Genomic DNA, 24,428 nt, shown 5'->3' on the forward strand with positions numbered 1-24,428 from the left:
CACTTCCACCAACGATACCCGGCATCACGCCAGCACACACGAAGAACGGTCACATTCGTGACCCCGCCCGTGCTCGCATGACCCGAACGACCCGCCTGTTCCGGTCCTCGGGCCGCCGCCATCGATCGATTTCGGCTCGATCCCGCCTACAGCTCCACCAGCTCCGTCTCGATCGTCAACAGCTCCTCCCCCGGCAACCTCAACACCGACAGCTTCACCCTCTCGCCCGGCGCCTTGCTCTCCACGACCTTGTAGAGGTCGTCGTAGATCTTCACCCGCTCGCCGTCCACGCCCACGATCACGTCGACCTGCCAGCCGGTCGGGGTCTGGGTGATCGCACGCAGCCCCGCCTTGCCCGCGGGCGAGGTCGCGGCGACGCGATCGACCACCACCCCCTGGACTCCCAGCCGCCGGGCGATGGCCTCGTCGAGGATGCTGATGCCCAGGCCCACGCGGGTGGGCCGGCCGTTGGTGATGATCTGCGGCACCACGCGCTCGATCACGGTGTGCGGGACCGCGAAGCCGATGCCGGCCGATGATCCGCTGGCGCTGAAGATCATGGTGTTCATGCCGATGAGCTGACCGCGGCTGTCGAGCAGCGGGCCACCGGAGTTTCCGGGGTTGATCGCGGCGTCGGTCTGGACCATCTCGCTGATCGTGACCCCACCGATGCCCTTGACCTCGCGGCCCATGGCCGAGATGACACCGGTGGTGAGCGTGTGATCGAGCCCGAAGGGATTGCCGATGGCGATGGTCTTCTGGCCCACCACCAGCGCATGCCCCTCGGGCACCCGACGAATGGGGACCAGCTTGTCGCTGGTCTCGATCTTCAAGACCGCGATGTCCTTGAAGGGATCGGCCCCGACCAGCTTGGCGTCGTAGACCTTCTGATCGTAGAGGGTGACCGAGAGCCGAGGCGCGGGCCGCAGAGAAGGACAGTCGGCCAGCGCAACGTGGCAGTTGGTGACGATGTACCCGTCGGCGTTCCAGATGAAGCCGGTGCCGGCGCCGGCCTCCACCTCCTGGGCCCGCATCGCGCGGTCCTGCACGATTGCGGTCTGCTTGACGAACACGGTCGCCGGGGCCGCCGCCTCGAACACGGAGATGGTGTTGGTCTCGTCCTGGGTGCGGGCGCTGGGCGGCGGCTCGGGCACCAGCGGAGTGGCGGGAGGCGTGGCCGCCTGCGGGTCGACCATCGGGGTGGCGCCGTCGGGACCAGTCTTGACCGCGACCGGCTGCACCTTGGCGTCCTCCGGCGCCCCCTTGGCCTCTGCCTTCGTCTCGGTCTTGGTCTCGGTCGTGGCCTCGGTCTTCGCCTCACCCTTGGCCTCGGCCGCGGGCTTGGCCTCGCTCTCGCTGCCCGAGCCCCGATCACAACCGCTCGGGGCGAGACTGGCGATCGCGAGCATGGGGGCAATCGCGATGAGGGCAAGAGAAGCAAGCGAAGGACGCACCACGCTGGATCTGGGCATCTCGAGTCTCCTTGAGGTCCTGGGCTCGGGCGACGACGTACCTCGTCGTCCAGGGGTCTGTTCCCGGTCCTCCCCTGGGTCGGACCCCCACCTCCTGCCGTTTTTCACCAGATCGCGGGCCCCTGCAAGGGTTTGGCGTCCGCGCCCTGCGCGACGCGGCACGGGCGCGGAGCGTGCTGTATCATGCGCGCCAATCATGGCGGCTCTCGGTCCCTGCCCCTTCTGCGGCCAGCCCCACGCGGAGACGGTGCTGCTGTGCCCCAACAGCGAGAAGCTGCTGCCGCTCGAAGGGCGTGTCCTCGACGGCAAGTTTCGCTTCGTGCGGATGCTCGGCGAGGGCGGGATGGGGGCGGTCTGGAAGGCCGAGAACGTCCTCGTCAAGAAGACCGTCGCCATCAAGCTCATGCACGTCCAGTTCTCCAAGGACGAGGGCGTGCTGGCTCGCTTCCGCAACGAGGCCACGGCGGCGGGACGCATCGGCAGCGAGCACATCTGCGACATCCTCGACCTCGGACGCAGCGATCTGGGGCCCTACATCGTGATGGAGATGCTCAAGGGGAGGGACTTCGCGACCTTCCTCCAGCAGCGCCAGGGCAAGGTCGACCCCGGGCTCTCGGTGCTGATCGTTCGCGAGGCGCTCAAGGGCCTCGCCGCCGCGCACCACTCGGGCATCGTCCACCGCGACCTCAAGCCCGAGAACATCTTCCTGCACGAGCCCAAGCCCGGTCAGCTGATGGTCAAGCTGATGGACTTCGGAATCTCGAAGTTCACCGAGGGCTCCGAGGCGGGCAAGACCGGCATGGGCGTGCTGATGGGTACGCCCGAGTACATGTCGCCCGAGCAGACCGAGGGCGCAGCGCAGGTCGATCACCGCACCGACATCTGGGCGATGGGCGTCATCCTCTACTGGGCGCTCTCGGGGCGAAATCCGTTCCTGGGGCCCACGATGGCGGCCACGCTGGTCAACGTGAGCACCCGCGAGCCCCCGCCGCTGCAGGCGCTGGGGGGCCACGTCGCTCCCGGCCTGGTGGAGGTCATCGCTCGATGCCTGCGCAAGAACCCGGCCGAGCGCTGGGCTTCGTGCGAGGAACTCTCAACCGCGCTGGCATCGTACGAGAACCGCAACAACGGGATCTACTCGGTCGGTGGCGTGGCCGCGAGCGCGCCCAGTGGCCCCGGGCGCACGGTGGCCTCGGTCGGCGCCCCGACGCCTCCTCCGGGGATGGGCGTGCCCACGGGGATGGGCGCGCCGGCGGGCATGGGCGCACCGCTTGGCGCGGCTCCAACGGTGATGGGCCTGGGCGCCCCTCCTGGAATCGGAGGCAACCCCGGGGCCGCGCCCACGTTCGTGGGAGGCATCGGCCAGGCAGGTCCCGGACCCTCGCCCACGTGGTCGAACGAGATCCAGGGCGGAGGAGTCTCGGCTCCCACCATCGGCGGGGGCGACTCCTTCGGCCTGGCCGACAGCCGGCTCGAGCAACGTCCCGACTCGTCGCTCGGCGGCGGAGGCAAGGGCGGCCTCATCGTGATGGTGATCGTCCTGCTGGCGCTGCTCGGCGGCGGCGGTTGGTTCGCGATGACCAAGCTCGGCAAGGACGGCAAGTCGGAGGTCGCCGCCACCGACGAGACCAAGGCCGGAGCCGATGCAGGCACTCCCGCCAACGCCGAGGGCGGTGATGGCAAGGCCGAGTCCGAGGGCGGAGGGTCGGGAGGAGCCGACGACGCAGGTGGCAGCGGCGGTACCACGTCGGCGTCGGCCGAGACGGGAACGCCGGCGGCCGAGGGCGGCGCAGCGGCCGAAGGTGGCGCAGCGGCCGAAGGTGGTGCCGCGGCCGAGGGTGGTGCAGCCGACGGCGGTGCAGCGGCCGAGGGTGGCGCAGCCGACGGTGGTGCAGCCGACGGTGGTGCAGCCGACGGTGGCGGTGACGACGGCAAGGCAGACGACGATGGTGGCGATGGCGGCGGCGACGGTGGCAACAACGGAGGGAGCACGCGACCGCCCAAGACCACCAAGCCGGATCTCGGCGTGCTCCAGTCGTCGGGCAAGCTCTACGCGCCCAAGCGCCCCTCGACGGCTTCCTCGCTGGCCGAGGCAAAGTCGACCTGCAATCGGCTCAAGTCCGAGCGCCACGGAAACCTCAAGGGATGGCGTCTGCCGTCGGAGGGCGAGGTGACCAAGTTCGTCCGTCGCAACCCAGGCGCCCGCACGCCGCTCGTCTTTTGGCTCAAGGACGGCAAGGCGTTCAACAACAAGACGGGCAACTCGGTGACTCTGTTCGGCAACTCCGCGCGCAACGGCCGAGTGCTGTGCGTATCGAATTGATCCACCGCCCGGCCGGCCATGCTAGGGTCGGCGCGTAGATCCTACGGACGGCGCATGACCATGAAGATCCGAGCCTCGCTTCTCCCCTGCTTGCTGGCCCTGGCGGGCTGCCCCAGTGACCTTCCGAGCGAAGATGGCACCGAGTCGGCCACGACCACGGGCTCCACGGGACCGACCACCGCCACGGGTCCGAGCACGACGATGGTGGCCGATACCACCGAGGGCATGACGACCACCGTCTCGACCTCCACCGGACCCGGCACCGACACCGACGAGCCCACCGGTACGACGACGGGCGGTCCCATCGTGTGTCCCTACGAGGAGGTGGAGGGCAGGCCGGCGGTGGCCCTCGAGCTGGTGGCCGATGGCTTCGACCGTCCGGTGCACGCGGTGGGTCACCCCACCGAGATCGATCGCCTGTTCGTGGTGGAGCAGGGGGGCGACGTTCGAATCCTCGAGCCGGGGCAGACCTCCGCGCCGGGCTCGTCCTTCCTGCACGTGGACGTGCAGGGGGCGGGCAACACCAGCATCGGGGCCGAGTTCGGCTTGCTCGGGTTCGCCTTCCACCCCGACTTCCCCGCCGATCCTCGGGTCTACGTCAACTACAACCCCGCCGTGCCGCCGATGACCCCCATCCACACGGTGGTCTCGGAATTCACGCTCGATCCCGCCGACTCCAATCAGGTCGACCCGACCAGCGAGCGCGTGATCATCGAGCTGCACCAGCCCGCGAACAACCACAACGGCGGCATGATCCAGTTCGACTCCGAGGGCTACTTGCTCATCGGCATGGGCGACGGTGGCCAGGGCGGCGACGCCTTCGACACGGGCCGCGATCCCTCGATGGTGCACGCCAAGATCCTGCGCATCGGGGTCGAGCCCGACGGGTCCGACGACGATCCCACCGCATGCATGGGCTGCCCGCAGTACGGGCCGTTCGACTACACGATCCCGCCGACCAACCCGTTCGTGGGCGACGCCGCGTTTGCGCCCGAGGTCTACGTGTGGGGAGTGCGCAACCCATGGCGCTTCTCCATCGACCCCGAGACCGACCTGCTCTACGTGGCCGACGTGGGCCAAAACCAGTGGGAGGAGGTCAGCCTGGCCGCCTCCGGAGCCGACCTGGGCTGGAGCGACATGGAGGGCTTCCACTGCTTCGGCGGGGCGCCGTGTGACACCACGGCGGGGCCCAACGAGGTCAACGCCGACGGGCTCACCATGCCGCTGGTCGAGTACAACCACCAAAACGGCCGCTGCTCGATCACGGGCGGCTCGGTGTATCGCTCGTGCGAGGTGCCCGCATGGGATGGCGTGTACTTCTACGGCGACTTCTGCACGGGCGAGCTCTTCGCGCTCTCCTGGGACGGGGCCGTGACCGATCTCGGGGTGGTGCTCGACCAGAACGAGCTGCCGCTGGGCAATGGCTGGAACGCCTACGGAGACGTGTTCATCACCACCGTGGACGCGATCCTGGGCGGCCCGATCTTCGACGGCAAGGTCTATCGAATTGCACCGGGGGCGTGAACCCCACCGGCCTCGTGCGTTACCAACCGATGTGCTGCGCCGTGCCTTCGTCCTGATGGCCCTCGCGGGCTGCCTGCCGCGTTCGAACCGAGGCGAGGGCGACGCCGCGCCCCGCGACCCCTCGAAGGACGACGCGGCCAAGGCCACGCCGGCCCCATCCGAGCCCGCCCGCGCCGACCCGACGGCCGTGGCCCAGGCTCCGAAGGCCCAGGCGCTGCCTGCTCGTCAGACCTACGACACGGCGATCCCCCCGACCCCGGACAACCTCGCAGCCCGGGCCGCTGCGCTGACCGAGCGCTACGGGCCTCACGGGCTGTCGGTGATGGTGGAGCCCCCGTTCGTGCTGGTGGGCAACGAGGGCGCCGAGGCGCTTCGCCACCGAGCCGAGAGCACGGTGCGCTGGGCGGTGCGGCGGCTGTCGCAGGACTACTTCGACGCCCTGCCCCGCGACATCGTGGAGGTGTGGCTGCTCGGCGACGATGCGAGCTATCGCGCTCACGCTCGCGCCGTGTTCGGTGAGGAGCCCGACACCCCCTATGGCTACTTCACCCCCAAGCACCAGGCGCTCATCATGAACATCTCGACGGGGGGAGGCACCTTGGTGCACGAGCTGGTGCATCCCTTCATCGACAGCGACTTTCCCGAGTGTCCGGCGTGGCTCAACGAGGGCCTGGCCTCGCTCTACGAGCAGTGCAGCGATCACGAGGGACGCATCTGGGGGCTGACCAACTGGCGGCTCCACGGGCTGCAGCAGACGATCGAAGCCGGGCGCCTGCCGTCATTCGGATCGCTCTTGTCGACCACGCGCGATCAGTTCTACGGGGAGGACCAGGGCAGCAACTACGCCCAGGCCCGCTACCTGTGCCTCTACCTGCAAGAGGCCGGGCAGCTGCGCGATTTCTACCGCTCGTTTCGCCACGACGTGGGCCACGATCCCACGGGCCTGGCCACCTTGCGCGGCTACGTGGGGCAGGACATGACGGCGTTCCAGCGGCACTGGGAGCAGTGGGTGCTCACGCTGCGCTACGGATGAGAGACTCGGGCCATGAGCTCGGGAACCTTCGAATGCCGCGAGGCGTCGAGGCGGTGCATGTCCGCCACCCTCTCGACCATTGCGCTCCGACGCTGCTGTGCCGCCCTCCTGCTCGTGCTCGCGTGCCAGCGGGAGCCGACCGCAGCGGCCGAGGCCCAGCCCGAATCCCAGCCCGAAGCCCGGCCCGAAGCCGCTGCGCCGAGCGTGGTGGCGCCCGCGGACGTGGCGTCTCGCGAGGAGGCTCGACGCCTGCGCGCCGCGTTCGAGCAGGCCCTGGCCACCGAGGGTGAGCTGTCGGCGCGAGATCTCGAGCAGCGCATGCCCGCGTTTCGCCCGGCCCACGGCCTCGACGTGCCCGCGGCGACCCACTACCAGGGCTTCGTGAAGGCGTTCGCGCTGACCGAGGCCGAGCGCGAGCGCCTCCATGCGCTGGGCTTCGTGGTGGTGCCCCCGCGGGGGCCGGCCGGCGCGGGACCGGTCGACGTGTACTACCGCGTGTTCGCGGCCGACCTCCCGGTGTTCATCAGCGCCGACTCGGTGCTGCACGCGTGGCACCGCAGCTACGACGACGTGCTCGAGCGGACCGAGGAGAGCGCGCTGCTGCCCATGCTCACCACGGTGCTCGACGGCCTCGATGCTGCCCTCGACGAGGCCGACCCGGCGCAGCGCGATGCCAAGCTCCACCTGGCGGTGGCCCGCACCCTGCTGAACGGCCCCTGGCGCGGCCCGACGCCCCCGGCCGAGATCGCGCCGATCCTCGCCGCGGTGGAGGGAAAGCAGCGAGCCATCATCACCATGATGGGCGCCGAGATCGAGCACGACTTCTCGCAGTTCATCCCCCGCGGTCACTACCGCCGCACCGAGGCGCTGCAGCGCTACTTCGAGGCGATGATGTGGCTGGGCCGCATGGACCTGCGGCTTCACGATCCCAAGATCGGTGCACCGCCCAATCCCCGCGAGGAGGCGGCGGCGCGGGCCCTGGCGGCGGCGCTCGCCCGCAGCGGGCAGCAAGAGGCGTTCGAGGCGATCGAGCGGTTCTATCGCCTGCACGTGGGGCGACCCAATGCGCTCACGCCCGCCGATCTCCAGGCGCTGTGCGCCAAGGCGGGGGCGCCCGATTGCGCGGGTCGACCCACGGACATGACCGCGCAGTATGCCGCCCAGGGTGGCCCGGCCTACGTGACCAAGACCATGGCCGGCTCGGACGCGAGCCGCACTCGACCTTCGGCGGTTCCGGTGACGATGCGCCTGTTTCCCCAGCGCTTCGCCTACGACGCGTGGGTCACCGCCCAGACCACCTCGCCCGCGCTGCCGCCCGTCACGGGTCCGGGTGCGCGCACGATGGCCTCGCCCTATGACGTGGCCCATGCGCTGGGCTCCGATCGTGCCGTGGTCGCGCTCGCCGACGAGCTGGCCCTGCCCGAGCGCGCCGCCCTGCCCGGGCGCCTGGCGGCCACCCGCGCCACGTTGCAGGCCATCCAGCCCACGGCCCTCGACGAGACCCTCTACAACCACTGGCTGCAGGCCCTGATGGCGGTGGCGCGAACCGATCTCGATCCGCGCCTGCCGGCCGTGATGCAGACGGCCGCCTGGCACGACCACCGCATGGAGACGGTGCTGGCCTCGTGGGCCGAGCTTCGCCACGACACCGTGCTGTCGGTCGAGCAGTCGGAGGCGTTCTTTGGCTGCCAGTATCCGCAGGGCTACGTCGAGCCGCTGCCCGAGCTCCATCGCGAGCTCGACGAGGCGGCCGCGCACCTCGTGGCGTTCTACGAGGGCGACAGCATGCTCGTGGCCCAGGACCCCTTCCTCGGCTCGGTGCCCGCATGGGCCGCCCACTTCCGCGAGGTGATGCAGCGGCTGGCCCGGCTGAGCGAGCAGGAGCTGCGCGGCGAGCCGATGTCGGCGGAGGACCTGGCGTTCTTGAACCGCACCGTCGACCGCCACGCCGACGACGGCTACGGCGGCACGCGCAGCTACGACGGCTGGTACCCCGCGCTCTACTGGAACCCGATGTGGACGAACGAGCGCAAGCAGAAGCGCGACATGGGCGGAAGCCACCACCACACCGAGGGTGGTGAAGCCGAGCCGATCGTGACCGACGTGCACACCGATGGCGCGCACGACACGGTGCTCGAGATGGGCACGGGCTATCCCGAGCTGATGGTGGTGGTGGTGGATCAGGGCGGCGACGTCGCGGTCTACGGCGGGCCGGTCTCGAGCGTGTACGCGTTCGAGCGGCCGAGCACCGAGCGCATGACCGATCAAGAGTGGGCGCAGGCCATCGTGCACCGCGCCCTACCCGAGCGGCCTGCGTTCGCCCGAACCTACCGGGCCCAGTAGTGGATCCAGTCGCGGGCCCAGTCGCGGGCCTGCGCTCCGACTCGGCGTCGGCGCGCCCTCCATCCGAGCGGTACCAGCAGCCACCACGCAGCACGATCCGATCCAGCGCCGGCGCCGGTCGTGCAGCTGCAACCGCTGCCCCCCTCGTCATCCTGCCCGGGTCCCTCGGTCTCGGTCGCAGAACCGGTGCCCATGCCGGTGGTGCCAGGGTTGGGTCCCGTGCTCTGAGCCCCCCCGCTGGAATCGACCACTCCGGCGGTGTCGTCGACCGCCCCGGTGGACTCCACCGGCGGCTCGCCAAAGCCCACGATCGGCACGCTCAGCGACTGCTCGGCCAGCACCAGCGGGGGCGCCCCGCCGAGGGTGTCGAACAGCATGGCCACCTCGTTGCCCGCATCGTTGCTGGTGTTGTCGTCGGCCAAGCGCTGCACGTACTGCGGCGTATTGACGAGATAGAGCAGCCGCACGCGCACGTCGAGCACGTCGTCGGAGGGATCGCCGGGCGTGGCGTCCTGCACGTCGGTCAGACCGTCGAAGGCGTAGGTGGCCACATCGAAGTGAGGCCAGGTGCCGTCGCCCTGCAGCGGATAGCGGGAGCCGACCGGATCGGTCTCCACGTTGGGCTGGAGCCCCCGCGGAGGGATGCGAGTGTCCTCGACCCAGTGATCGTTGAGCAGCAGGTGCATGGTGGTCCCGGTGGCATACTGCTCGGCCACCCCTTGGTAGTCGCGCAGCTGCGGGTCCTCCTGCGGCCCCATGCCGGGCACGTACAGGCCCGAGGTCCACAGCACCTGCTCCCCGTAGCTCGCCGCGACCTCGAGCCACATGATCCGACCTTCGGAGTAGCCGGTGGGCAGCTTGTGGCCGGTCTCGTTGGTTACGGTGGCCTGCAGATCCGTCAGCCCCTCGCCCAGGTGCACCTGCGCCGGCCCCTGCAGCTCCAGCGTGGCCGCGGTGGCCAACAGCTCGTCCATGCGCTCGAGGGTCTGGTTGAAGAAGAAGTCGTTGACGGCTCCGGTGCCCGAGTTGCCGTACTCGGCCCGCAGCAGCTCCACCATGAAGCGATTGGCCCCCACCAGATCGTGACGGCGCCCGCCCGTGGCATGGGCGCTCTGGTCGACGAATTGGTTGCAGCCGGGCTTGTCGGCCACCGCGGGCATGTGGCAGTCCACGCACGAGCGGAAGTCGTCACCGGGCTGGGCGAAGGCGCTGCCCGCCCACTCCGAGTAGGTGCGCTGCTCGTTGAACATGGTGCCCATGGGCAAGCCATCGTCGTCGAGGCGCTCGCGGGGGGTGGTGACGTCGTGACAGGTACCGCACAGCTGCGCGCTGCCGGTGAAGGGATCCATGATCCAGTCGTGGGGCGGATCGCCTCCGCCCGGGCTTGGATAGGCCCACGGCCCGCGACGCGGCACGAGGCCATCGAGGCCGGGCACGTCGTCGATCGCATACTGGGCGTTGCCCAGCGCGCCCTGGTCGGTCATGCGGTGGCAGGCCTCGCAGGTGACCCCATCGAAGTCCGCCGGATCGAGCGCATCGATCGAGGTGGCGCCCCCGCGTCCCTCGAGGAAGGCGCGCGGCGAGTGGCACCGGATGCACTCGGTGGTCTCGCCGGGGTGGTCTTGGTCGGCGAGCGCAACGCCGGCCCAGAACACCGGGTCGCGGGCCGCGTTGGCCATCATCGAGCCCTGCCAGCCGTAGAACGGGGCATAGCGGGGCTGCCCCTCGTGGCCGGTGGCGTTGTCATAGGTGTGGCACAGCTGGCAGCCGTTGGCCTCGATCAGCGGGTTGGTGAGCTCACCCGGCACGGTCGGGTCGGCCCGAGCGACGCTCGGGTACGGCAGCAGCCAGGGAACGACGAGCAGGACGCCCGCGTGGGCCCTGCGCCAAAAAGGGCCAAAACTCCGCCGCCTGGGCATGATGGGCTATCGTAACGTCGATGCCTCGAGGGCGCGAACCCGCCGCCGGCCTCGTTCCGACCCGGCTGGACCGCGCTCACGGCCGCTTCGCCGGGTCGTGGGCGGGGTCGCTCGTGCTCGGCGCGTCGGTGACCGCCGCCACCTTGCTGTTGGCCAGCGGGTGCCCGGGACGCACGGACGGACCCGCGGGCGACGCTCAGCCGCCCGCGGGCGAGGGCCATGGACTGGTGAGCCCCTGGAAGGACGGAATCGGGAACGTGGGCAACCAGGTGCGGGGGATCGAGGCCATGCCCGACTACGACGCCGAGGCCCGGCACCTGCGCGCGCGGGTGGTCCGGCAGCTGCCCGAGCCGCTGCCCTCCCCCAAGGCGGCGTGCGTGAGCATGCTCGACGGCGCGCGGCAGTACTACGTGGACACCGAAGGCGAGGAGTCCTCGGCGGTCAGGACCATGGAGGCCACGCGAACGGCCGATCTCGCGGCCTGCGTGGACGAGACCAGCCCCGCCGCCGCCGCGTGCGTGGCGGTGCTGATGGGCCGCAACGAAGGAGAGTTTCCGTGGGTGCTCGATCAGTGCAGCCGCGCGTTCCCGCAGCCGGACCGCCCGGGCTGAGCCTCGCCGAGCCCCGGCCCCGCTCGCGCGGCGTGCTGCGGCTGCTGGCGGCCGCGTGTCTGTTCACGTGCGCGCCACCAGGCGACGCGTCCGTGCGGGCCGACCAGGATGATGGACCCCGGCCGAGCGTTGCCCAGCCGCCCATGCATCCCGAGCCCACGCCCGTGCTGGCCGCGGTGGTGCATGCGCCCCGGCCCGAGCCTCCACCGCCTCCCTCGCGCACCGCACCGCTCGAGATGACCTTCGTGGGCGACGTGATCCTCGGGCGCTACCGCGACGACGGCTACGATCCGATCCCCGACGGCGAGCACGAGCCGTTCGCGGAGGTCGGCGAGCTGCTGCGCTCGGACTTCGTGGTGGGCAACCTCGAGACGCCGCTGGTGCGCACGCTGCCCGATGCAAGCCCGGTTGGCACGCGCTACAGCTTCGGGGCCGACGCGGCGCTGGCCGAGCACCTCGTGCCCGCGGGCTTCCACGCGCTGTCGCTGGCCAACAACCATGCGCTCGACCTGCGGGCGGAGGGCGTGGAGCAGACCCCGGAGATCCTCGCCGAGCTGGGCATCGTGGGCGTGGGCGCGGCTCGCTTCGATGCGCCGCGCCTTCGGGTGGAGACGATCGAGCGCGAGGGCTGGCGGGTGGGCCTGCTGGCCGTGACCACCGAGGCCAACATCCCGTCGCTGACCGGAGTGCCGCCCCAGCCCCTGCTGGAGCTGAGCGACATCGAGCACGAGCTGGTGCCGCTGGTGGCAGACGCGCGGGTGGAGCACGACCTGGTGATCGTGCTGGTGCACTGGGGCGTGGAGTATGCCGACGAGCCCGACTGGGCCCAGCGCAAGGCCGCCCACGCGCTGGTGGAGGCCGGCGCCGATCTGGTCATCGGCCATCACCCGCACGTGCTGCAGGGCATCGAGCGCCACGGTCACGGCCTCATCGCCTACTCGCTGGGCAACTTCTTGTTCGAGAACGTCAAGGACGTGCCGCGCCAGACCGGAGTGCTGCGCGTGCGCTACGACGAGCGCGGCTGCATGGAGCGCGTGGTGCTCCACCCGGTGTTCGTCAAGAGCGTGCCCATCAAGCACCCCGCGCCGGCCACCGGGTACATGGGGCAGCAGGTCAAGGAGCGGGTGCGGACGCTCGGTCAACCGCTGGGCTCGAGCTTTCGCGACGAGGGCGACGACCTGGTGCTGGAGGGGGCTGGGTGTCCTCCGGCCGGAGCTGCAGCCGGGCCAGCGCCTGCGGCAGCGATGGCAGGACCTTGATCGCCTGGAACAGGGCATCGATCTCGGCGAACGCGGGCGCCCCCAGGCGCAGCCACTGCTTGAGCCGCCCCAGCGCGGCGCGCTCGCCCGCGCCATGGAGCAGCAGGCGCGCCGCATACTCACCAAGCAGCGCCGAGAAGCGCACGGGCTCGTAGTCGGGCTCGGGCAGGCCTCGCGCCTGGCGAAACAGCCACGGTCGGCCCATCGCGCCGCGGCCGATCATGAAGGCGTGGCAGCCCGACTGCTCGGCGCAGCGACGCAGGTCGGCCTCGGTGCACAGATCGCCGTTGGCGACCACCGGCATGCGCACCGCGAGCCGGGCCTTGGCCAGCGCGTCCCAGGCCACGGGAGGGCGGTAGAGCTGCAGCCGCGTGCGCGCGTGGATGGTGAGCCACTCGGCGCCTCCGGCCTCGGCCGCGGCCGCGATCTCGGCCAGGCGATCGCTGCCGTCCCAGCCCAGGCGAATCTTGACCGTCACCGGCACGCTCGCGGGCACGGCCCGACGCACCGCGCCCACGATCGACTCGATCCGGCACGGGGTCTTGAGGATGGTGGCTCCGCCGTCGTGGTTGTTGACGGTCTTGGCGGGGCACCCGAAGTTGATGTCGATCCCGGGCGCGCCGAGCTCGGCGGCCAGCGCGGCGCTGCCCGCCATGGGCTCGGGCTCGCCGCCCAGCAGCTGCACGAACACGGGCACTCCCGCGCGGGTGCGGCCGCCGCGATCGAGCTCGGGGCAGATGCGGCGCAGCACGTGCGGCTGCACGCGATCGCGGGTGACCCTCACGAACTCCGACACGCACAGGCTGATCCCGCTCTGATCGTCGGCGAGCGAGGTCAGCAGATCGCGGTAGACCCAGTCGGTCACCCCATCCATGGGCGCGAGCGCCAGGAACAGCCCCGGTGCGTCGGGGCGCGGCGCGGCGCGATGACGCAGGCCAAAGGCCGCCTCGACCGCGGCGTCGCTCATCGATCGCCCTCGGCGAGCCGCAGCTCGAGCTGGCGATCGAGATCCTCCGACCAGGGGATGAACAGCAGCTCGTAGCTGCGGGCCTGCTCGAGCTCGCCGACCCCGTCACGGCGGCGAACCTTGCGACACACGTAGCCGCAGGGGGTGAGCTTGCGCAGCGCCAGCAGCCGCCACAGCTCTTGCTCCACCACCTCGGGCGCAAAGCCCTGGCCCTCCAGGGTGTCGACGATGCGACCCATGGTCACGCCACCGGGCGCAGTGCTCTCGGCCAGCTCGAGGATCGCGGTGGCAACCACGGACGACATGAGGCGTGCGAGCATGGCCCCACGCGCGGCGCCGCACAAGCCGCTCCGTGCGCGGCCCCACCACGAGGAGGCACCGGGCGCTGGGCCGCCCTGGACGGAACGGCGCGGGGCCACGATGATCGATGACAGCGATGTCGTCTCCACCTCGAGCTCGGCGAGTCGACCAACGCGACGACGCGCGCCCGGCCGTGCTCGCCGTGCTCGTGCTCGCGCTCGCGTGCAGCAGCGACGCCTCGCTCGACGAGCCCTCGCCCTCGCAGCCCGAGGTCACGACCGGCACCACGGGCGACGGACTGCCCGCGCTCGAGGGCAGCGGCTCGTCGACCTCGGACGCCAGCACGGGGCCGGGGCCCATGCCCGACGATCCTCGCACGTGCCCCGCCGAGTGCTCGTTTCGCCTCGCGCTCGACTGGGTCTACGAGGGCGCGCCCTCCTCGACCCCCTCGCGGCCCGGCACCCACGCGATGGGCACGATGCTGCGCGAGCCCAGCGGTACGCTCACCCTCGGCGAGCTGCGTCAGGGCGGCGCCACCTTGCATCGGCTCGACCGCCACGGCGAGCTGCAATGGAACGTTCCGGTGCCGCTCCCCTGCGACGTGTGCGACCCGAGCCACATGGCAAGGCACCCTTCGGGAGACCTGCTCGTGTCCGCCTCGGGGTGGCTGGTCGACGGCGCCTTCTCCCTGATCGCAATGCGCTACGACCCCGAGCAGCACGAGGAGGTGTGGACCACCACCCGCCCGCTGGCTCCGCTCGGTACGGTCGAGGTGCGCAGCGGTGACATCACCGCGCTCCCCGACGGCAAGGCGGCGCAGCTGTTCATGTCGGCGAAGATCGAGTTCGATCTGCTGCAAGACACGCGGATGGTGGTCTACGACGACGAGGGCCTCGTGGTCGCCGAGGAACACCTGATGCAGGGCGCGCCGACCCAGTCCCGGCCTCCTCTGCTGGCCCGCGCCGACCACGATGGCACGGTGGTGATCGGCGTGTTCGCGGGCTGGGACGCCAACCTCTACGGTCGCATCGACCGGCTCGCCCCCCCGCTGTGGAATCCCACGGCCCATGCCTCGCTGCCCTATCCGCTCGACGACCTGGTGGTGGACGACCGCGGGCACGCCCTCGACGTGGGGCACCTGTTCTCGGGATCGATGACCCATCTGGTGCTGACCGACCGCAGCCCCGTGAGCCACGACCCCGGGTGGGTGGCCACGATGGAGCTTCCCAGCACCACCGCAAGCGCCACCGCGTTGGCGCTGGGGCCCGACGGCGATCCGTATCTGGCCGTCCGTACCACCCAGATCCCCGCCGAGGGCGCGGCGCCGCTGGTGGGGATCGGGGTGCTGCGCTGGTCTCCCGAGGGCGAGCTGCGCTGGTCCACGAGCGAGCTCATGAGCGTGGACGATGGCCTGCGTCCGCTCGCCCTGGCCATCGACGACGACGATGGAGTCTTGCTCGCTGCGATCGTCGACGACCGTCTTCGCGTGGAGCGCCGCACGCAATCCTGTGAGTGTGGGTGAGCACGATGCGATGGCCCTCGACCCGAGCTCGTGGCCCGCGGTGGCCGGCCATCGCGGGACTCGCCTTGCTCGCTGGCTGCGCGGAGCCCACGACCTCGCTCGACACCACCCCCGCCACGGGGTCGTCGACGAGCGCGGGCGACGATTCGACCTCGAGCGAGGGCGAGGGCGACACCACCGACGGCGAGACCCCGCTCGAGCTGTGCCCGGCCGAGTGCACACCGCTGCTCCTCCCCTCGTGGACCTACGAGGGCCCCCCCAATCACTACACGGTGGTGGAGATGCTGCGGAGCCCCGATGGCGCGCTCACCCTGGGCACCCAGCAGCTCCACGGCGTGATCGGCCTGACTCGCCTGAGCGCCGACGGTGGGCTGGAGTGGGCGGTGAACCCGGGGCTGCCCTGCGGCGCCGACTGCCGCCTCGTCGACGTGGTGCTGCACCCCTCGGGCGACGTGCTGCTGTCGGCCAGCGCGCCCGCGAATGGGTTGATCCCTGCACGATCGCTGGTCGCCCGCTGGGATGCGAGTGCACGCACGATCCGCTGGATCCGCGACGTCACGTTCGGCTACGTGCCCTCCGCCAGCTCGCGCGCGGGGGAGCTGGTGGTGCTCGACGACGATCGCATCGTGCAATCGCGGGTCCGAGGAGTCGAGGGTGGCGAGGTGCTCGAGGTGCTCGAGCTGAACGCCGAGGGCGACGTGCGCACCCTCAGGCCCGTGATCGGCCAGTCCCCCACCGACGCGGGCTGGCCGCTGCTCGCCCAGCCCGGCCAGGGCGGCGAGCTGCTGCTGGGGCACGCGTCGCGGGACGAGGACTCCGACCCCATCCGAGCCGCCAGCTCGCGGCTGCTGCCTCCCAACTACGCGCTGCTCACCCAGCAGCCGCTGCCGATCGTGCTCGACGATCTACGGGTGGACTCCGCCGGCCGTCGGCTCGAGCTGGCGCGCAGCGATGGCAACGAGACCATCACCTTGCAGGTGACCAGCCGCCGCAGCTCCGACCCGGAGCGCTGGACGATCTCGCAGCCCATGCTCTCGACCGCCAACACCCGCGCCGCGCTCGCGGTGGGCCCCGACGACGACGTCTACGTGGCCGCCCGCACCACCCCCCGCATCGCACCCGGGGAGACCGAGATCGTCGTCTCGCTCGACGTCGCCCGCTGGACGGCCGACGGCCAGCTTCGCTTTGGCGCCACCCGCCCGTTTCCGATGATGGCCACTCCGGATCCGCTCGAGCTGGTCGTGGACGAGGACGATGGCCTGATCGTGGGCACCGTGGTCGGGGGCGACCTCCGCGTGGAGCGCTTCGAGCAAGCCTGCGCCTGCGATTGACGCGCAGGTACGCCCCGCCCGAGGGGTCTGGACCTGACGAGCGGGGACCCCGATGATCGTGGGGTCCGGATCACGGAGTCGGATGTCGATGCAGCGGGAGGACACGGCAGCGCGTTCGCGCTCCCTCGGCGAGGGACTGCGAACGCTCGTGCGTGCCGTCGCGGCCTCGTGGGTCGGGCTCGCGATCGCGTGCGGCCCCACGGTCTCGCTCGACGCCAGCCCACCACGGGCATCGTCTTCGTCGGGCGACGCTCCCGTGTCGTCGAGTGCGGACACCCAGGGCACGAGCGGCTCGACCGGCTCGACCCAGGCGAGCACCGCCGCCGACGACGACCCGATCGACGACCTCCCCCCGCTGCCGGGCGAGTGCGCTCCCGGCTGCGAGGTGGACCTCCCCATCACCTGGACCTGGGACGACGAGGTCTCCGACCCCGAGCAGTGGCTCTCGACCATGCTCGCGTTGCCCGACGGAGGCTGGGTGGTGGCCACCTCCTTGCTGGGGTTCCCGCAGCTGACCAAGATCACGGCCGAGGGCGAGCTGGCGTGGTCCGTGCCCGCCAGCCTCGACTGCAACTGCGAGATCCTCGACCTGGCCCTCTACCCCTCGGGCAAGCTCGCGGTGCTCGGCCAGGGCTCCTTCGATTCCTTCTATCAGGTGCTGGCGCTCGGCCGCTTCGATCTGCAGACCCAGGACTTCGAGTGGAAGGCGTGGGACACCATCTACGGGACGAACGTGATCCCGCCCACCGTGGGCTCGGTGATCCCCCTCGACGACGTCTACACCGTCATGCTCGTGACCGAGGCCAGCGAGTTCTCGCGCTGGTCGTCCCAGGAGTGGATCGAGATCTTCGTGTACGAGAACGAGTACGCCGCGAACTATGTCGTCCTGGACTCGAAGACCATCGACACCCCCTCGCCGCCCCCGCGCGGCCGCGGCCTGAGCGATGGCAGCGTGGTGATGACGCTGCCCGACCCCAACGAGGCTCAGAGCTACGTCGTGTGGCTCGACCGCGAGGATCTCCTGCCATTCGACGGCGTGCTCGTCCCTGGCGTGCCCGAGGCGATGGCCGAGAGGCTCGATGACGAGCTGGTGATGGCCGGCCACCTCGACTTCTCTTCGCAGCAGGTCATACTTCAAGCCAGCGGTGTCAGCCACGGCGAGCAACCCTGGGTGTTCTCCGATGGCGTGCTCACCACCACCTCGAGCGCGCCCGCGCTGACCGTGGACTCGTCGGGGAGCGCCATCGTGGCCATGCACGCCACTGCGGGGACACCCGAGGATCCACGCGGCGGCACGGTGCAGCTCGTTCGTCTGCGCGACGGCACCGAGGTGTGGTCCACCTCGATTCCGCTCTCGCTACAGACCTCGTCGCATCCCGTGGCGATCGACGCCACCGTCGACGACGGTCTCGTGCTCGCCGGCATCGTCGACGGTCGCCTTCACCTCGAGCGCAGGGAGCAGACGTGCCGATGCGACTGAGCCCGCGCCTCGGAATCCCGCGCCCCTGGCTCGCGACCGCGGGTCCGTCGGGGATGCTCACCGCCGTGCTGGGCGGCGGACTGGGCTGCGGGCCGACCGTCTCGCTCGACGACCCCAGCCCGGTCACCGCCAACCCCACCACCAGCCCCGATTCCTTCGGCCCGACCTCGGGCCAAGACGGCAGCGACGGCGCCAGCGAGGGGCTCGACGAGGGCACGCGCCTCGATCTGGCCCCGCTCAAGCTCGACGTGGCCCCCGACGTTCCCCTGCCCCCGGGCGTGTGCCCGCCCGATTGCCAGTTCGAGCTCAACCTCGCGTGGACCTACGACGGCTTCGATCCCTCGGCCCTGCTCGATCCCGAGGATCAGGTGATCGTGCAGGTCGAGCGCGACGACCACGTGGTGGTGGCCGAGGAGCGCCAAGGGGCCATCACCCTCGCCCGGCTCGATGTCGGAGGCCAGGAGCTGTGGACCCTGCCGCTCTCGCTGCCGTGCGAGCCCTGCCGCCTGGTCGATCTGCGGCTCCATCCCTCGGGCGATCTGCTGCTGTCGGTCCGCGGGGTGGACGGCATGGGATCGCCCGTCACGGTGGCGGCCCGCGTGGAGCTGGGCGCCCCCACGCTCCTGTGGTCGAGCGCCATCGCGCTGGCCAACGGAGCTGGTGTCGCGCCCCGCACGGGGACCTTGCTCGCGCACGACGAATCCCTGCTGCTCCAGCCGGCCATCGAGGGCTCGATGACCCCGGGCCTCGAGCAGCTCGAGCTGCTGGCCTACGATGCCGCCACGGGAGACTCCACCGCGACCACCCCGATCGCGGTGAGCACGGCGACCGGCGACGCCCCGATCCCGCGCGCGGTCTACGATGCAGACGGTCTGCTCGTGCTCACCCATCCCGCGTGGTCCGACGACGGGGGCCTCTCGGGCGAGGTGCGCTGGCTCTCCGCGCCGGATGGCGACGCGGTCGCGACGAGCACGAGGGTCGAGCCCCCGCTTCGCCTCGCCGCCGACTCGGGCGGGCGCGTGGTCACCCTGGGACAGACGATCGGTGCCGACCAGAGCCTGCTGCGTCTGGGCAGCGGCCACGCGGGCGACCCCGAGCAGTGGACGCTCACCTACGCCGTCGACACCGTCACCTCCAGCCTCCCCGACCTGAGGGTCGACTCCTACGGCGACGCGCACGTGGTGATTCGAACGGCCCAGGGCATGCCCGGCCGCGAGAGCGACGTGGAGCTGCTGGTGCTTCGCTGGTCCGACGAGGGCACGCTGGTCTGGAAGCTCGCGCTGCCGCTGCCGTTCGATCGCGTGGACGAGCCGATCTCGTTGCAGCTGACCACCGGCGAGGACCTCGTGCTCGGCGGGTTCATGACCGGGGTGCGGCACGTGGAGCGGCGGGTGCCCAACTGCGACTGCGGGTGAGGTTGGCGGTCGAGTCGGGTCGCAAGGACCGAGCTTCGGGCTATACTCGGGACCTTGGCTTTTCGATCACGACGACACTGGTGGCTCGGCTCGGTCGCGATCGCGCTCCTGGGCCTCTACGGTTGCCGCCCCGACGACCCTGCCCCCGATCCCTGCGCAGGCTCTTGCGCCGAGGGCGCGTACTGTGACCCCGCCACCGCGCGGTGCTTTTGCGAGGTGGGCTCGTTCGGCGACCCCGAGCGGTCCTGCCTGCCGCACGGCGACGTGTGCAGCGAGGCCGAGGCCCGGGTGGGGCACTCGGCCTGCGAGCTCACCATCGACGACGCCGACACCTGGACGGTGCTGTCGATCGGGCACGGCAAGAACGCGGCGCTGTCTCGCGCCGTGAAGTACCTGGTGCCCTCGATCCCCAATGCACGCATCCCCACCGTGCTCGGCGACACCAACTGGTACCGCAGCCATCACTGCCTGATGGCGCAGGCGTTCGAGCCGTACTTCCCGGGCCTGAGCTACGACGGCTACAAGCAGCTGGTCATCGAGGGCGCCACGCGGGAGTACTACGGCGGCACGATCTCCGAGCTGAGCGTGCCCGATCCGAGCGGCATCCAGTACGTGTTCACGGTGGAGACGCTCGCGCTGCCGCAAGAGCTGCTGACCGAGGACCAGATCTACGAGGTCTACCGCCAGCTCCAGGATCGCATCGGCATCGGCCCCATCGCCTACACCACCGACGCCGACATCCACCTCGAGCAGGCCATGTCGTGGGTCGACCCGCCGTTCCCGGTGCTCATCCTCCCCGAGGAGGCCGGGCCTCAGTATGAGGCCTACACCCCCGGGCTGGCCTACGGCCGCGTGCGCCGGTTCACCAGCGAGGCGCTGCTCGCCGCGGGCCCGACCGCGTTCGGCTGGCAGGACATCGTGGTGCTCGACGAGGCACCGCTCTTGATCGAAGGGGTGATGGCCGCCTCGATCACCGAGGAGCGCCAGGACGTGCTCACCCACCTCAACGTGCTGTCCTCGCTGCGGGGCACCCCCAACGCCAAGGTCGACGATGCGCTCGAGGTGTTCGCGCCCTACGAGGGCATGCTGGTGCGGCTCGAGGCGCTGCCCACCTTCTACTCGATTCGCGAGGCCACCGTCGAAGAGGCCCAGGCCCACTGGGCCCAGACCCGCCCCCAGGCCGAGCTCTCCGCCCCGCCCGACTGGACCTTCGCCGAGCTGCTCGACCTCGACGCGATCCCGACCAGCACCCCGGACGAGCGCACCCAGGCCGTCTCGCGCTTCGGCAGCAAGGTCTCGGGCCTCGCCGTGCTGCGCTCGGTCGCCGATCCCGATCGGGTGACGAAGGGCTTTGGGATCCCGATGTCGGCCTACGGCGCGTTCATGGAGGGCAACACCTGGGAGGCCCCGGTCAGCGCAGGCACCGAGGTGCTCACCTACGCCGAGACCATCACGCGGTGGCTCGACGACGACGAGTTTCGCTCCGATGCATCGGTTCGCGGGGCTCGCCTGCAGAGCCTGCGCACCGAGATGATCGAGCGCGGGGTGGTCGACCCGGCCCTGCTCGACGAGATCCGCACCCGCATCGTCGACGTCACCGGCGACGCCAACGTGATGATGCGGTTCCGCTCGTCCTCCAACGCCGAGGACAGCCTCACCTTCAACGGCGCCGGGCTCTACGAGTCGATCAGCGGCTGCGGACCCGACCTGCCCGCCGACCTCGAGTCGGCGTGCGAGCCCGGCCGCAAGTCCAAGCCGGTCGACGTGGCCCTCAAGCGGGTCTGGGCCAGCCTGTGGTCGTTCGGGGCCTACGAGGAGCGCGAGTACTACCAGCTCGATCACTCCGAGGTCGGCATGGGTGTGCTGTCCAACCCGCGCTTTGCCGGGGAGCAGGCCAACGGGGTCGCGTTCACCGGCAACCCCATCGACCTCGAGGACCCACGGCTGACCATCAACGTGCAGGTGGGCGAGGTCGACGTGGTCGGCAACAATCCCGGGGTGGTGGCCGAGCTCGATCGAGTGCTGGTGGAAGGGGGGCAGGTGGTGTCGATCGATCGCGAGGTCGCCTCGTCGCTGGTCCCGCCGGGGCAGGTGGTGCTGAGCGACGATCACGTGCGCGAGCTGGCCCAGCTGCTCGATGCGGTCGCCGCGAGCTACCCGGTGGACGCCACGCCGCCCGAGGGGACCGAGGTGATGCTCGACCTGGAGTTCAAGCTCACCGCCAACGGAGCGCTGATGCTCAAGCAGATCCGGCCGTTCGCGGCGCGGCCCTACCAGGTGCTCGAGGGCTCCTGCCGGTAGCCCCTCGCGGGCGCGAGGCCTCACCTGGAGCAATCGCCGGACGGCCGTGCGCGAGCGCGCCGTCACCCCGCCGAGACACTCGGGACGGCTCTCGAAAAACGGACACTGCGTCTCGGATCCGGGCTCGTGCGCCGTCTCCTTGCAATCGCGTTCGCACGGCGGGCGGGACTGCTATCCTCGACCCGTGCGGATCAAGCAAGTCGTGTCTCCTGCCGCGGCAATGCTGCTCATGCTCGGAGGACTGGCCGGATGGGCCTCACCATCCCAGGCCAGCCCCGACGCGAGCTCGGACGCGAGCGCCACCGTGGCCAACGCCAACGCCGAGCTCGAGCAGAGCTTCCGCTATGCGGGAGGCAACAAGGGTCGCGTCGCGATCGAGCAGGCCGTCGACGAGGCCATCGCCGACATGAGCCCGTTGATCCGGGGCATCGCTCGGACTCGCCTGCTCGAGGTCAACACCGTCATCGAGACCATCGACTTCAGCCTCGGCAGCGACACGCTCCGCACCAGCTACATCGGGGGGCGGATCATCGAGTCTCCCGCGAGCGGAGCGGCCGTCCGCTGGGTCAACCAATTCGGCGACACCGTCAACGTGAGCCAGCGGTGGTCCGACGGCAAGCTCGTGCAGCGCATCTTCGACGGCAACGGCAGCCGCACCAACGTCTATCGCTTCTCCGAGGACGGCCAGAGCATGACGATGTCGGTGACGATCAAGGCGGACCGGCTGCCCAAGCCCATCCGCTACCGCCTGCGGTACGGCAAGAAGGGCTCCTGACCTCAGTTCCCGATCCGAATCCCCGACCGCAAGAGCTCCGGCGGCTCCACCCCCGGCTCTCCGCAGCAGCGCACCAGGCTGCGGACCAGCAGCGAGAACAGCCCCTCGTGGTCGAGCACGGTGTAGGCCTCGCGATCGAGCGCCATGCCGTCGGTGAAGCCGGCCGCGCGAAACTCGGCCAGCAGCGCGGGGTCGCGAGCCATCACGTGCATCGGCACGTCGTAGGTCTCGTCGGAATCGGAGACCAGCGGCGGCTGGTGGTCGCCCATGATGATCACCAGGCTGTCGCCCTCGATCGTCTCGATGTGGCTCACCAGCACGTCCAGATCGTAGTCGACCGCCTCGGTGAACGACTCGAGCTGTAGACCATCGACCTCGCCCATGTAGGCGTAGCGCGGCGCCTGGAACCGGCGATAGTGGAGCAGACGGTCGCGGATCTCCCGGAGGTTCTCGCGCGGCTCGTCGTCGATGTGCTCGGTGACCTCGCCCTCCACCTCGCCCAGCGTGCGCCAGTCCTCGACCATGCGGGGGATCACGCTCCACGGCGCGTGCGAGGACACCATGTGGAAGTTGGTGAACAGCGGCCCCTCGACCCTGGAGAACACGTGCTCGTGGGCATAGCCCAGGCTGTACTGGTCCGGGATGATGCCCCAGCCGACCGCGGGGCCCTCGTACTCCAGGTCGAGCGCAAACACGGTGGAGTCGTAGTCGTAGCGGTTCTCGAGCGTGATCCCGGGCCGCGCCCGATCCTTGGGGGCCAGCAGCGCCGTGTGGTAGCCCTGGGCCTTCAGATAGCGCACGAAGTTGGGCGTGTTGGCGATGTCGTCGATGAGGTGCCGGAACACCGCCTCGTAGCGCACGCGGATTCCCGTGAGCAGGGTGGCCTCGGCCATCCACGAGCCACCGCCGCTGACCGGCGCCTCGGAGAACCCGCTGACCACGTGCCAGCCCGCGCCCCGCAGGCGCCCCTCGTAGTGCGTCATGCGCTGCTGCCAGCGCTCGATCGTGTCGGGGTGCGAGAACAGGATCCGCCCGTAGCTCTCCACCAGGTAGAGGTGCACGTCGGGCTTGCGCGCCAGCCGATAGTCCTCGTCGTAGCGTGCGTAGGGCGAGTCCTCGATGCCGTGCTCGATGTCGCGGTACATCCGGTACGAGAGCTTCAGGTTGTGCATGAACGCGGGCGTGGTCCAGAGCATCTCGCCCTCGACCCTGGCCCCCACCACGTGGCGCTTGTCGTGCAGGGCCGACAGCCCCAGCATCGACAGCAGCACCGCGGCCGCGACGAGGGCGGTGCGGCGAGGCGGTCGCGAGGCCAGGGTGCCGACCACCGCGGCGAACAGGCGGTGCCCCAGCCACGCCACGAGGCCCACCACCACCAGCGCGGCCAGCAGCGCGAGGAAGCGCCAAGGGCTCCACAGGTCCATCACCAGCACCCCGACGTGCTTGGCCAGGAACAAGAGATCGTAGAGCAGCGGGATCTGTCGGAGCACCACCTGGCCGATCAACGCCGGCCACATGTAGAGCCACAGCAGCACGGCCCACAGCACGGCCACGCGGCGGATCCACGCGGCATGCCGCAGACGCGCCGTGAGCACGCACAGCGCCACCACCAACAGGAGGTCGCCGCTGGGCACCAGCACGAGCAGCGGCTGGCGACGCAGCTGCCACACCACCGCGGGCAGCACGAACAGCGCGTTGAGCAGCAAGAGCCCCAGCCAGGGAGCGGCGGCACGCAGGCCACCGACCAGCCGTGGAGAAGCGAGCCGGGCGGGGAGCCAGCGCGGGGTGCTCGGAGAGTCCATGCGGCAGGGGGGAGCATGCCCCAAGCCCGGGGCCGAGGCCAAAGCCGGCCG

The 24,428-nt window shown here is 70.6% G+C and carries 16 protein-coding genes and 1 pseudogene; 12 read left to right on the forward strand and 5 right to left on the reverse strand.

Annotation, left to right across the window (positions count from 1 at the left end; all coding sequences use genetic code 11):
- Positions 1-146: 146 nt before the first annotated feature.
- The gene (locus OEB96_RS13890; protein ID WP_266216132.1) at positions 147-1,472 is read right to left on the reverse strand and encodes a S1C family serine protease; all 1,326 of its coding nucleotides are present in this window, start codon (positions 1,470-1,472) and stop codon (positions 147-149) included.
- Between the two features lie 196 nt (positions 1,473-1,668).
- Here OEB96_RS13890 and OEB96_RS13895 point away from each other — a divergent pair, with 196 nt between their 5' ends.
- From OEB96_RS13895 to OEB96_RS13910, 4 genes are read left to right on the forward strand one after another with little or no spacing between them, the layout of a single operon-like run.
- Positions 1,669-3,795 carry a serine/threonine protein kinase gene (locus tag OEB96_RS13895; protein ID WP_266216134.1) on the forward strand — a complete coding sequence of 709 codons (2,127 nt, stop codon included), beginning with the start codon at positions 1,669-1,671 and terminating at the stop codon, positions 3,793-3,795.
- A gap of 54 nt (positions 3,796-3,849) precedes the next feature.
- Positions 3,850-5,319: a PQQ-dependent sugar dehydrogenase gene (locus OEB96_RS13900; protein WP_266216136.1), complete on the forward strand. Its 1,470-nt coding sequence runs from the start codon at positions 3,850-3,852 to the stop codon at positions 5,317-5,319.
- A 31-nt stretch (positions 5,320-5,350) separates the two neighbouring features.
- Complete coding sequence (locus OEB96_RS13905) at positions 5,351-6,352, forward strand: hypothetical protein (protein WP_266216138.1); 1,002 nt, start codon at positions 5,351-5,353, stop codon at positions 6,350-6,352.
- 57 nt (positions 6,353-6,409) lie between these two features.
- Entirely contained in the window at positions 6,410-8,695 is a 2,286-nt protein-coding gene (locus tag OEB96_RS13910; RefSeq protein WP_266216140.1) for a DUF3160 domain-containing protein, read from the forward strand.
- Here OEB96_RS13910 and OEB96_RS13915 read toward each other — a convergent pair.
- A complete protein-coding gene (locus OEB96_RS13915; protein ID WP_266216142.1) occupies positions 8,680-10,614 on the reverse strand; it encodes a multiheme c-type cytochrome in 1,935 nt (644 codons plus the stop codon). The two genes, OEB96_RS13910 and OEB96_RS13915, sit on opposite strands and share 16 nt — an antisense overlap.
- Before the next feature lie 20 nt (positions 10,615-10,634).
- Here OEB96_RS13915 and OEB96_RS13920 point away from each other — a divergent pair, with 20 nt between their 5' ends.
- Together OEB96_RS13920 and OEB96_RS13925 are read left to right on the forward strand one after the other, a co-directional pair.
- Positions 10,635-11,225: a hypothetical protein gene (locus tag OEB96_RS13920; RefSeq protein ID WP_266216144.1), complete on the forward strand. Its 591-nt coding sequence runs from the start codon at positions 10,635-10,637 to the stop codon at positions 11,223-11,225.
- A 236-nt stretch (positions 11,226-11,461) separates the two neighbouring features.
- Positions 11,462-12,175, forward strand: a pseudogene (locus tag OEB96_RS13925) (CapA family protein); the annotation flags it as partial.
- 163 nt (positions 12,176-12,338) lie between these two features.
- Here OEB96_RS13925 and OEB96_RS13930 read toward each other — a convergent pair.
- Both OEB96_RS13930 and OEB96_RS13935 read right to left on the reverse strand, forming a co-directional pair.
- Entirely contained in the window at positions 12,339-13,451 is a 1,113-nt protein-coding gene (locus tag OEB96_RS13930; RefSeq protein ID WP_266216146.1) for a tRNA dihydrouridine synthase, read from the reverse strand.
- On the reverse strand, positions 13,448-13,756 hold the full coding sequence (locus tag OEB96_RS13935; protein ID WP_266216148.1) for a hypothetical protein: 309 nt from the start codon (positions 13,754-13,756) through the stop codon (positions 13,448-13,450). The genes OEB96_RS13930 and OEB96_RS13935 overlap by 4 nt, the downstream gene beginning before the upstream one ends.
- A 131-nt stretch (positions 13,757-13,887) precedes the next feature.
- Between OEB96_RS13935 and OEB96_RS13940 the strand changes: the two genes are divergently transcribed.
- The 6 genes from OEB96_RS13940 (at position 13,888) to OEB96_RS13965 (ending at position 22,575) form a co-directional block, all read left to right on the forward strand.
- Entirely contained in the window at positions 13,888-15,273 is a 1,386-nt protein-coding gene (locus OEB96_RS13940; protein WP_266216150.1) for an NHL repeat-containing protein, read from the forward strand.
- Between the two features lie 65 nt (positions 15,274-15,338).
- Positions 15,339-16,604, forward strand: coding sequence for a hypothetical protein (locus OEB96_RS13945; protein WP_266216152.1), 1,266 nt, complete (start codon positions 15,339-15,341; stop codon positions 16,602-16,604).
- A gap of 82 nt (positions 16,605-16,686) precedes the next feature.
- Complete coding sequence (locus OEB96_RS13950) at positions 16,687-18,084, forward strand: hypothetical protein (RefSeq protein WP_266216154.1); 1,398 nt, start codon at positions 16,687-16,689, stop codon at positions 18,082-18,084.
- Positions 18,075-19,499: a hypothetical protein gene (locus tag OEB96_RS13955; protein ID WP_266216156.1), complete on the forward strand. Its 1,425-nt coding sequence runs from the start codon at positions 18,075-18,077 to the stop codon at positions 19,497-19,499. The genes OEB96_RS13950 and OEB96_RS13955 overlap by 10 nt, the downstream gene beginning before the upstream one ends.
- Before the next feature lie 54 nt (positions 19,500-19,553).
- Positions 19,554-21,800 (forward strand): PEP/pyruvate-binding domain-containing protein, encoded by a 2,247-nt coding sequence (locus OEB96_RS13960; RefSeq protein WP_266216158.1) that lies wholly within the window; start codon positions 19,554-19,556, stop codon positions 21,798-21,800.
- A 184-nt stretch (positions 21,801-21,984) separates the two neighbouring features.
- Positions 21,985-22,575 carry a hypothetical protein gene (locus OEB96_RS13965; protein ID WP_266216159.1) on the forward strand — a complete coding sequence of 197 codons (591 nt, stop codon included), beginning with the start codon at positions 21,985-21,987 and terminating at the stop codon, positions 22,573-22,575.
- Between the two features lie 2 nt (positions 22,576-22,577).
- Here the strand turns inward: OEB96_RS13965 and OEB96_RS13970 are convergent, their stop codons facing one another.
- Positions 22,578-24,377 carry an alkaline phosphatase family protein gene (locus tag OEB96_RS13970; protein WP_266216161.1) on the reverse strand — a complete coding sequence of 600 codons (1,800 nt, stop codon included), beginning with the start codon at positions 24,375-24,377 and terminating at the stop codon, positions 22,578-22,580.
- Positions 24,378-24,428 lie beyond the last annotated feature (51 nt).

This window comes from Paraliomyxa miuraensis (assembly GCF_026337845.1).
GTDB lineage: Bacteria > Myxococcota_A > Polyangia > Nannocystales > Nannocystaceae > Paraliomyxa > Paraliomyxa miuraensis.

Bases quoted from the DNA above. Each gene is read 5' to 3' on its own strand.
- OEB96_RS13910 (WP_266216140.1), top strand. From the start codon at position 6,410: ATGTCCGCCACCCTCTCGACCATTGCGCTCCGACGCTGCTGTGCCGCC.
- OEB96_RS13940 (WP_266216150.1), top strand. From the start codon at position 13,888: ATGTCGTCTCCACCTCGAGCTCGGCGAGTCGACCAACGCGACGACGCG.
- OEB96_RS13920 (WP_266216144.1), top strand. From the start codon at position 10,635: ATGCCTCGAGGGCGCGAACCCGCCGCCGGCCTCGTTCCGACCCGGCTG.
- OEB96_RS13935 (WP_266216148.1), bottom strand. From the start codon at position 13,756: ATGTCGTCCGTGGTTGCCACCGCGATCCTCGAGCTGGCCGAGAGCACT.
- OEB96_RS13955 (WP_266216156.1), top strand. From the start codon at position 18,075: ATGCGACTGAGCCCGCGCCTCGGAATCCCGCGCCCCTGGCTCGCGACC.
- OEB96_RS13895 (WP_266216134.1), top strand. From the start codon at position 1,669: ATGGCGGCTCTCGGTCCCTGCCCCTTCTGCGGCCAGCCCCACGCGGAG.
- OEB96_RS13890 (WP_266216132.1), bottom strand. From the start codon at position 1,472: ATGCCCAGATCCAGCGTGGTGCGTCCTTCGCTTGCTTCTCTTGCCCTC.
- OEB96_RS13950 (WP_266216154.1), top strand. From the start codon at position 16,687: ATGTCGATGCAGCGGGAGGACACGGCAGCGCGTTCGCGCTCCCTCGGC.
- OEB96_RS13970 (WP_266216161.1), bottom strand. From the start codon at position 24,377: ATGGACTCTCCGAGCACCCCGCGCTGGCTCCCCGCCCGGCTCGCTTCT.
- OEB96_RS13915 (WP_266216142.1), bottom strand. From the start codon at position 10,614: ATGCCCAGGCGGCGGAGTTTTGGCCCTTTTTGGCGCAGGGCCCACGCG.
- OEB96_RS13930 (WP_266216146.1), bottom strand. From the start codon at position 13,451: ATGAGCGACGCCGCGGTCGAGGCGGCCTTTGGCCTGCGTCATCGCGCC.
- OEB96_RS13900 (WP_266216136.1), top strand. From the start codon at position 3,850: ATGACCATGAAGATCCGAGCCTCGCTTCTCCCCTGCTTGCTGGCCCTG.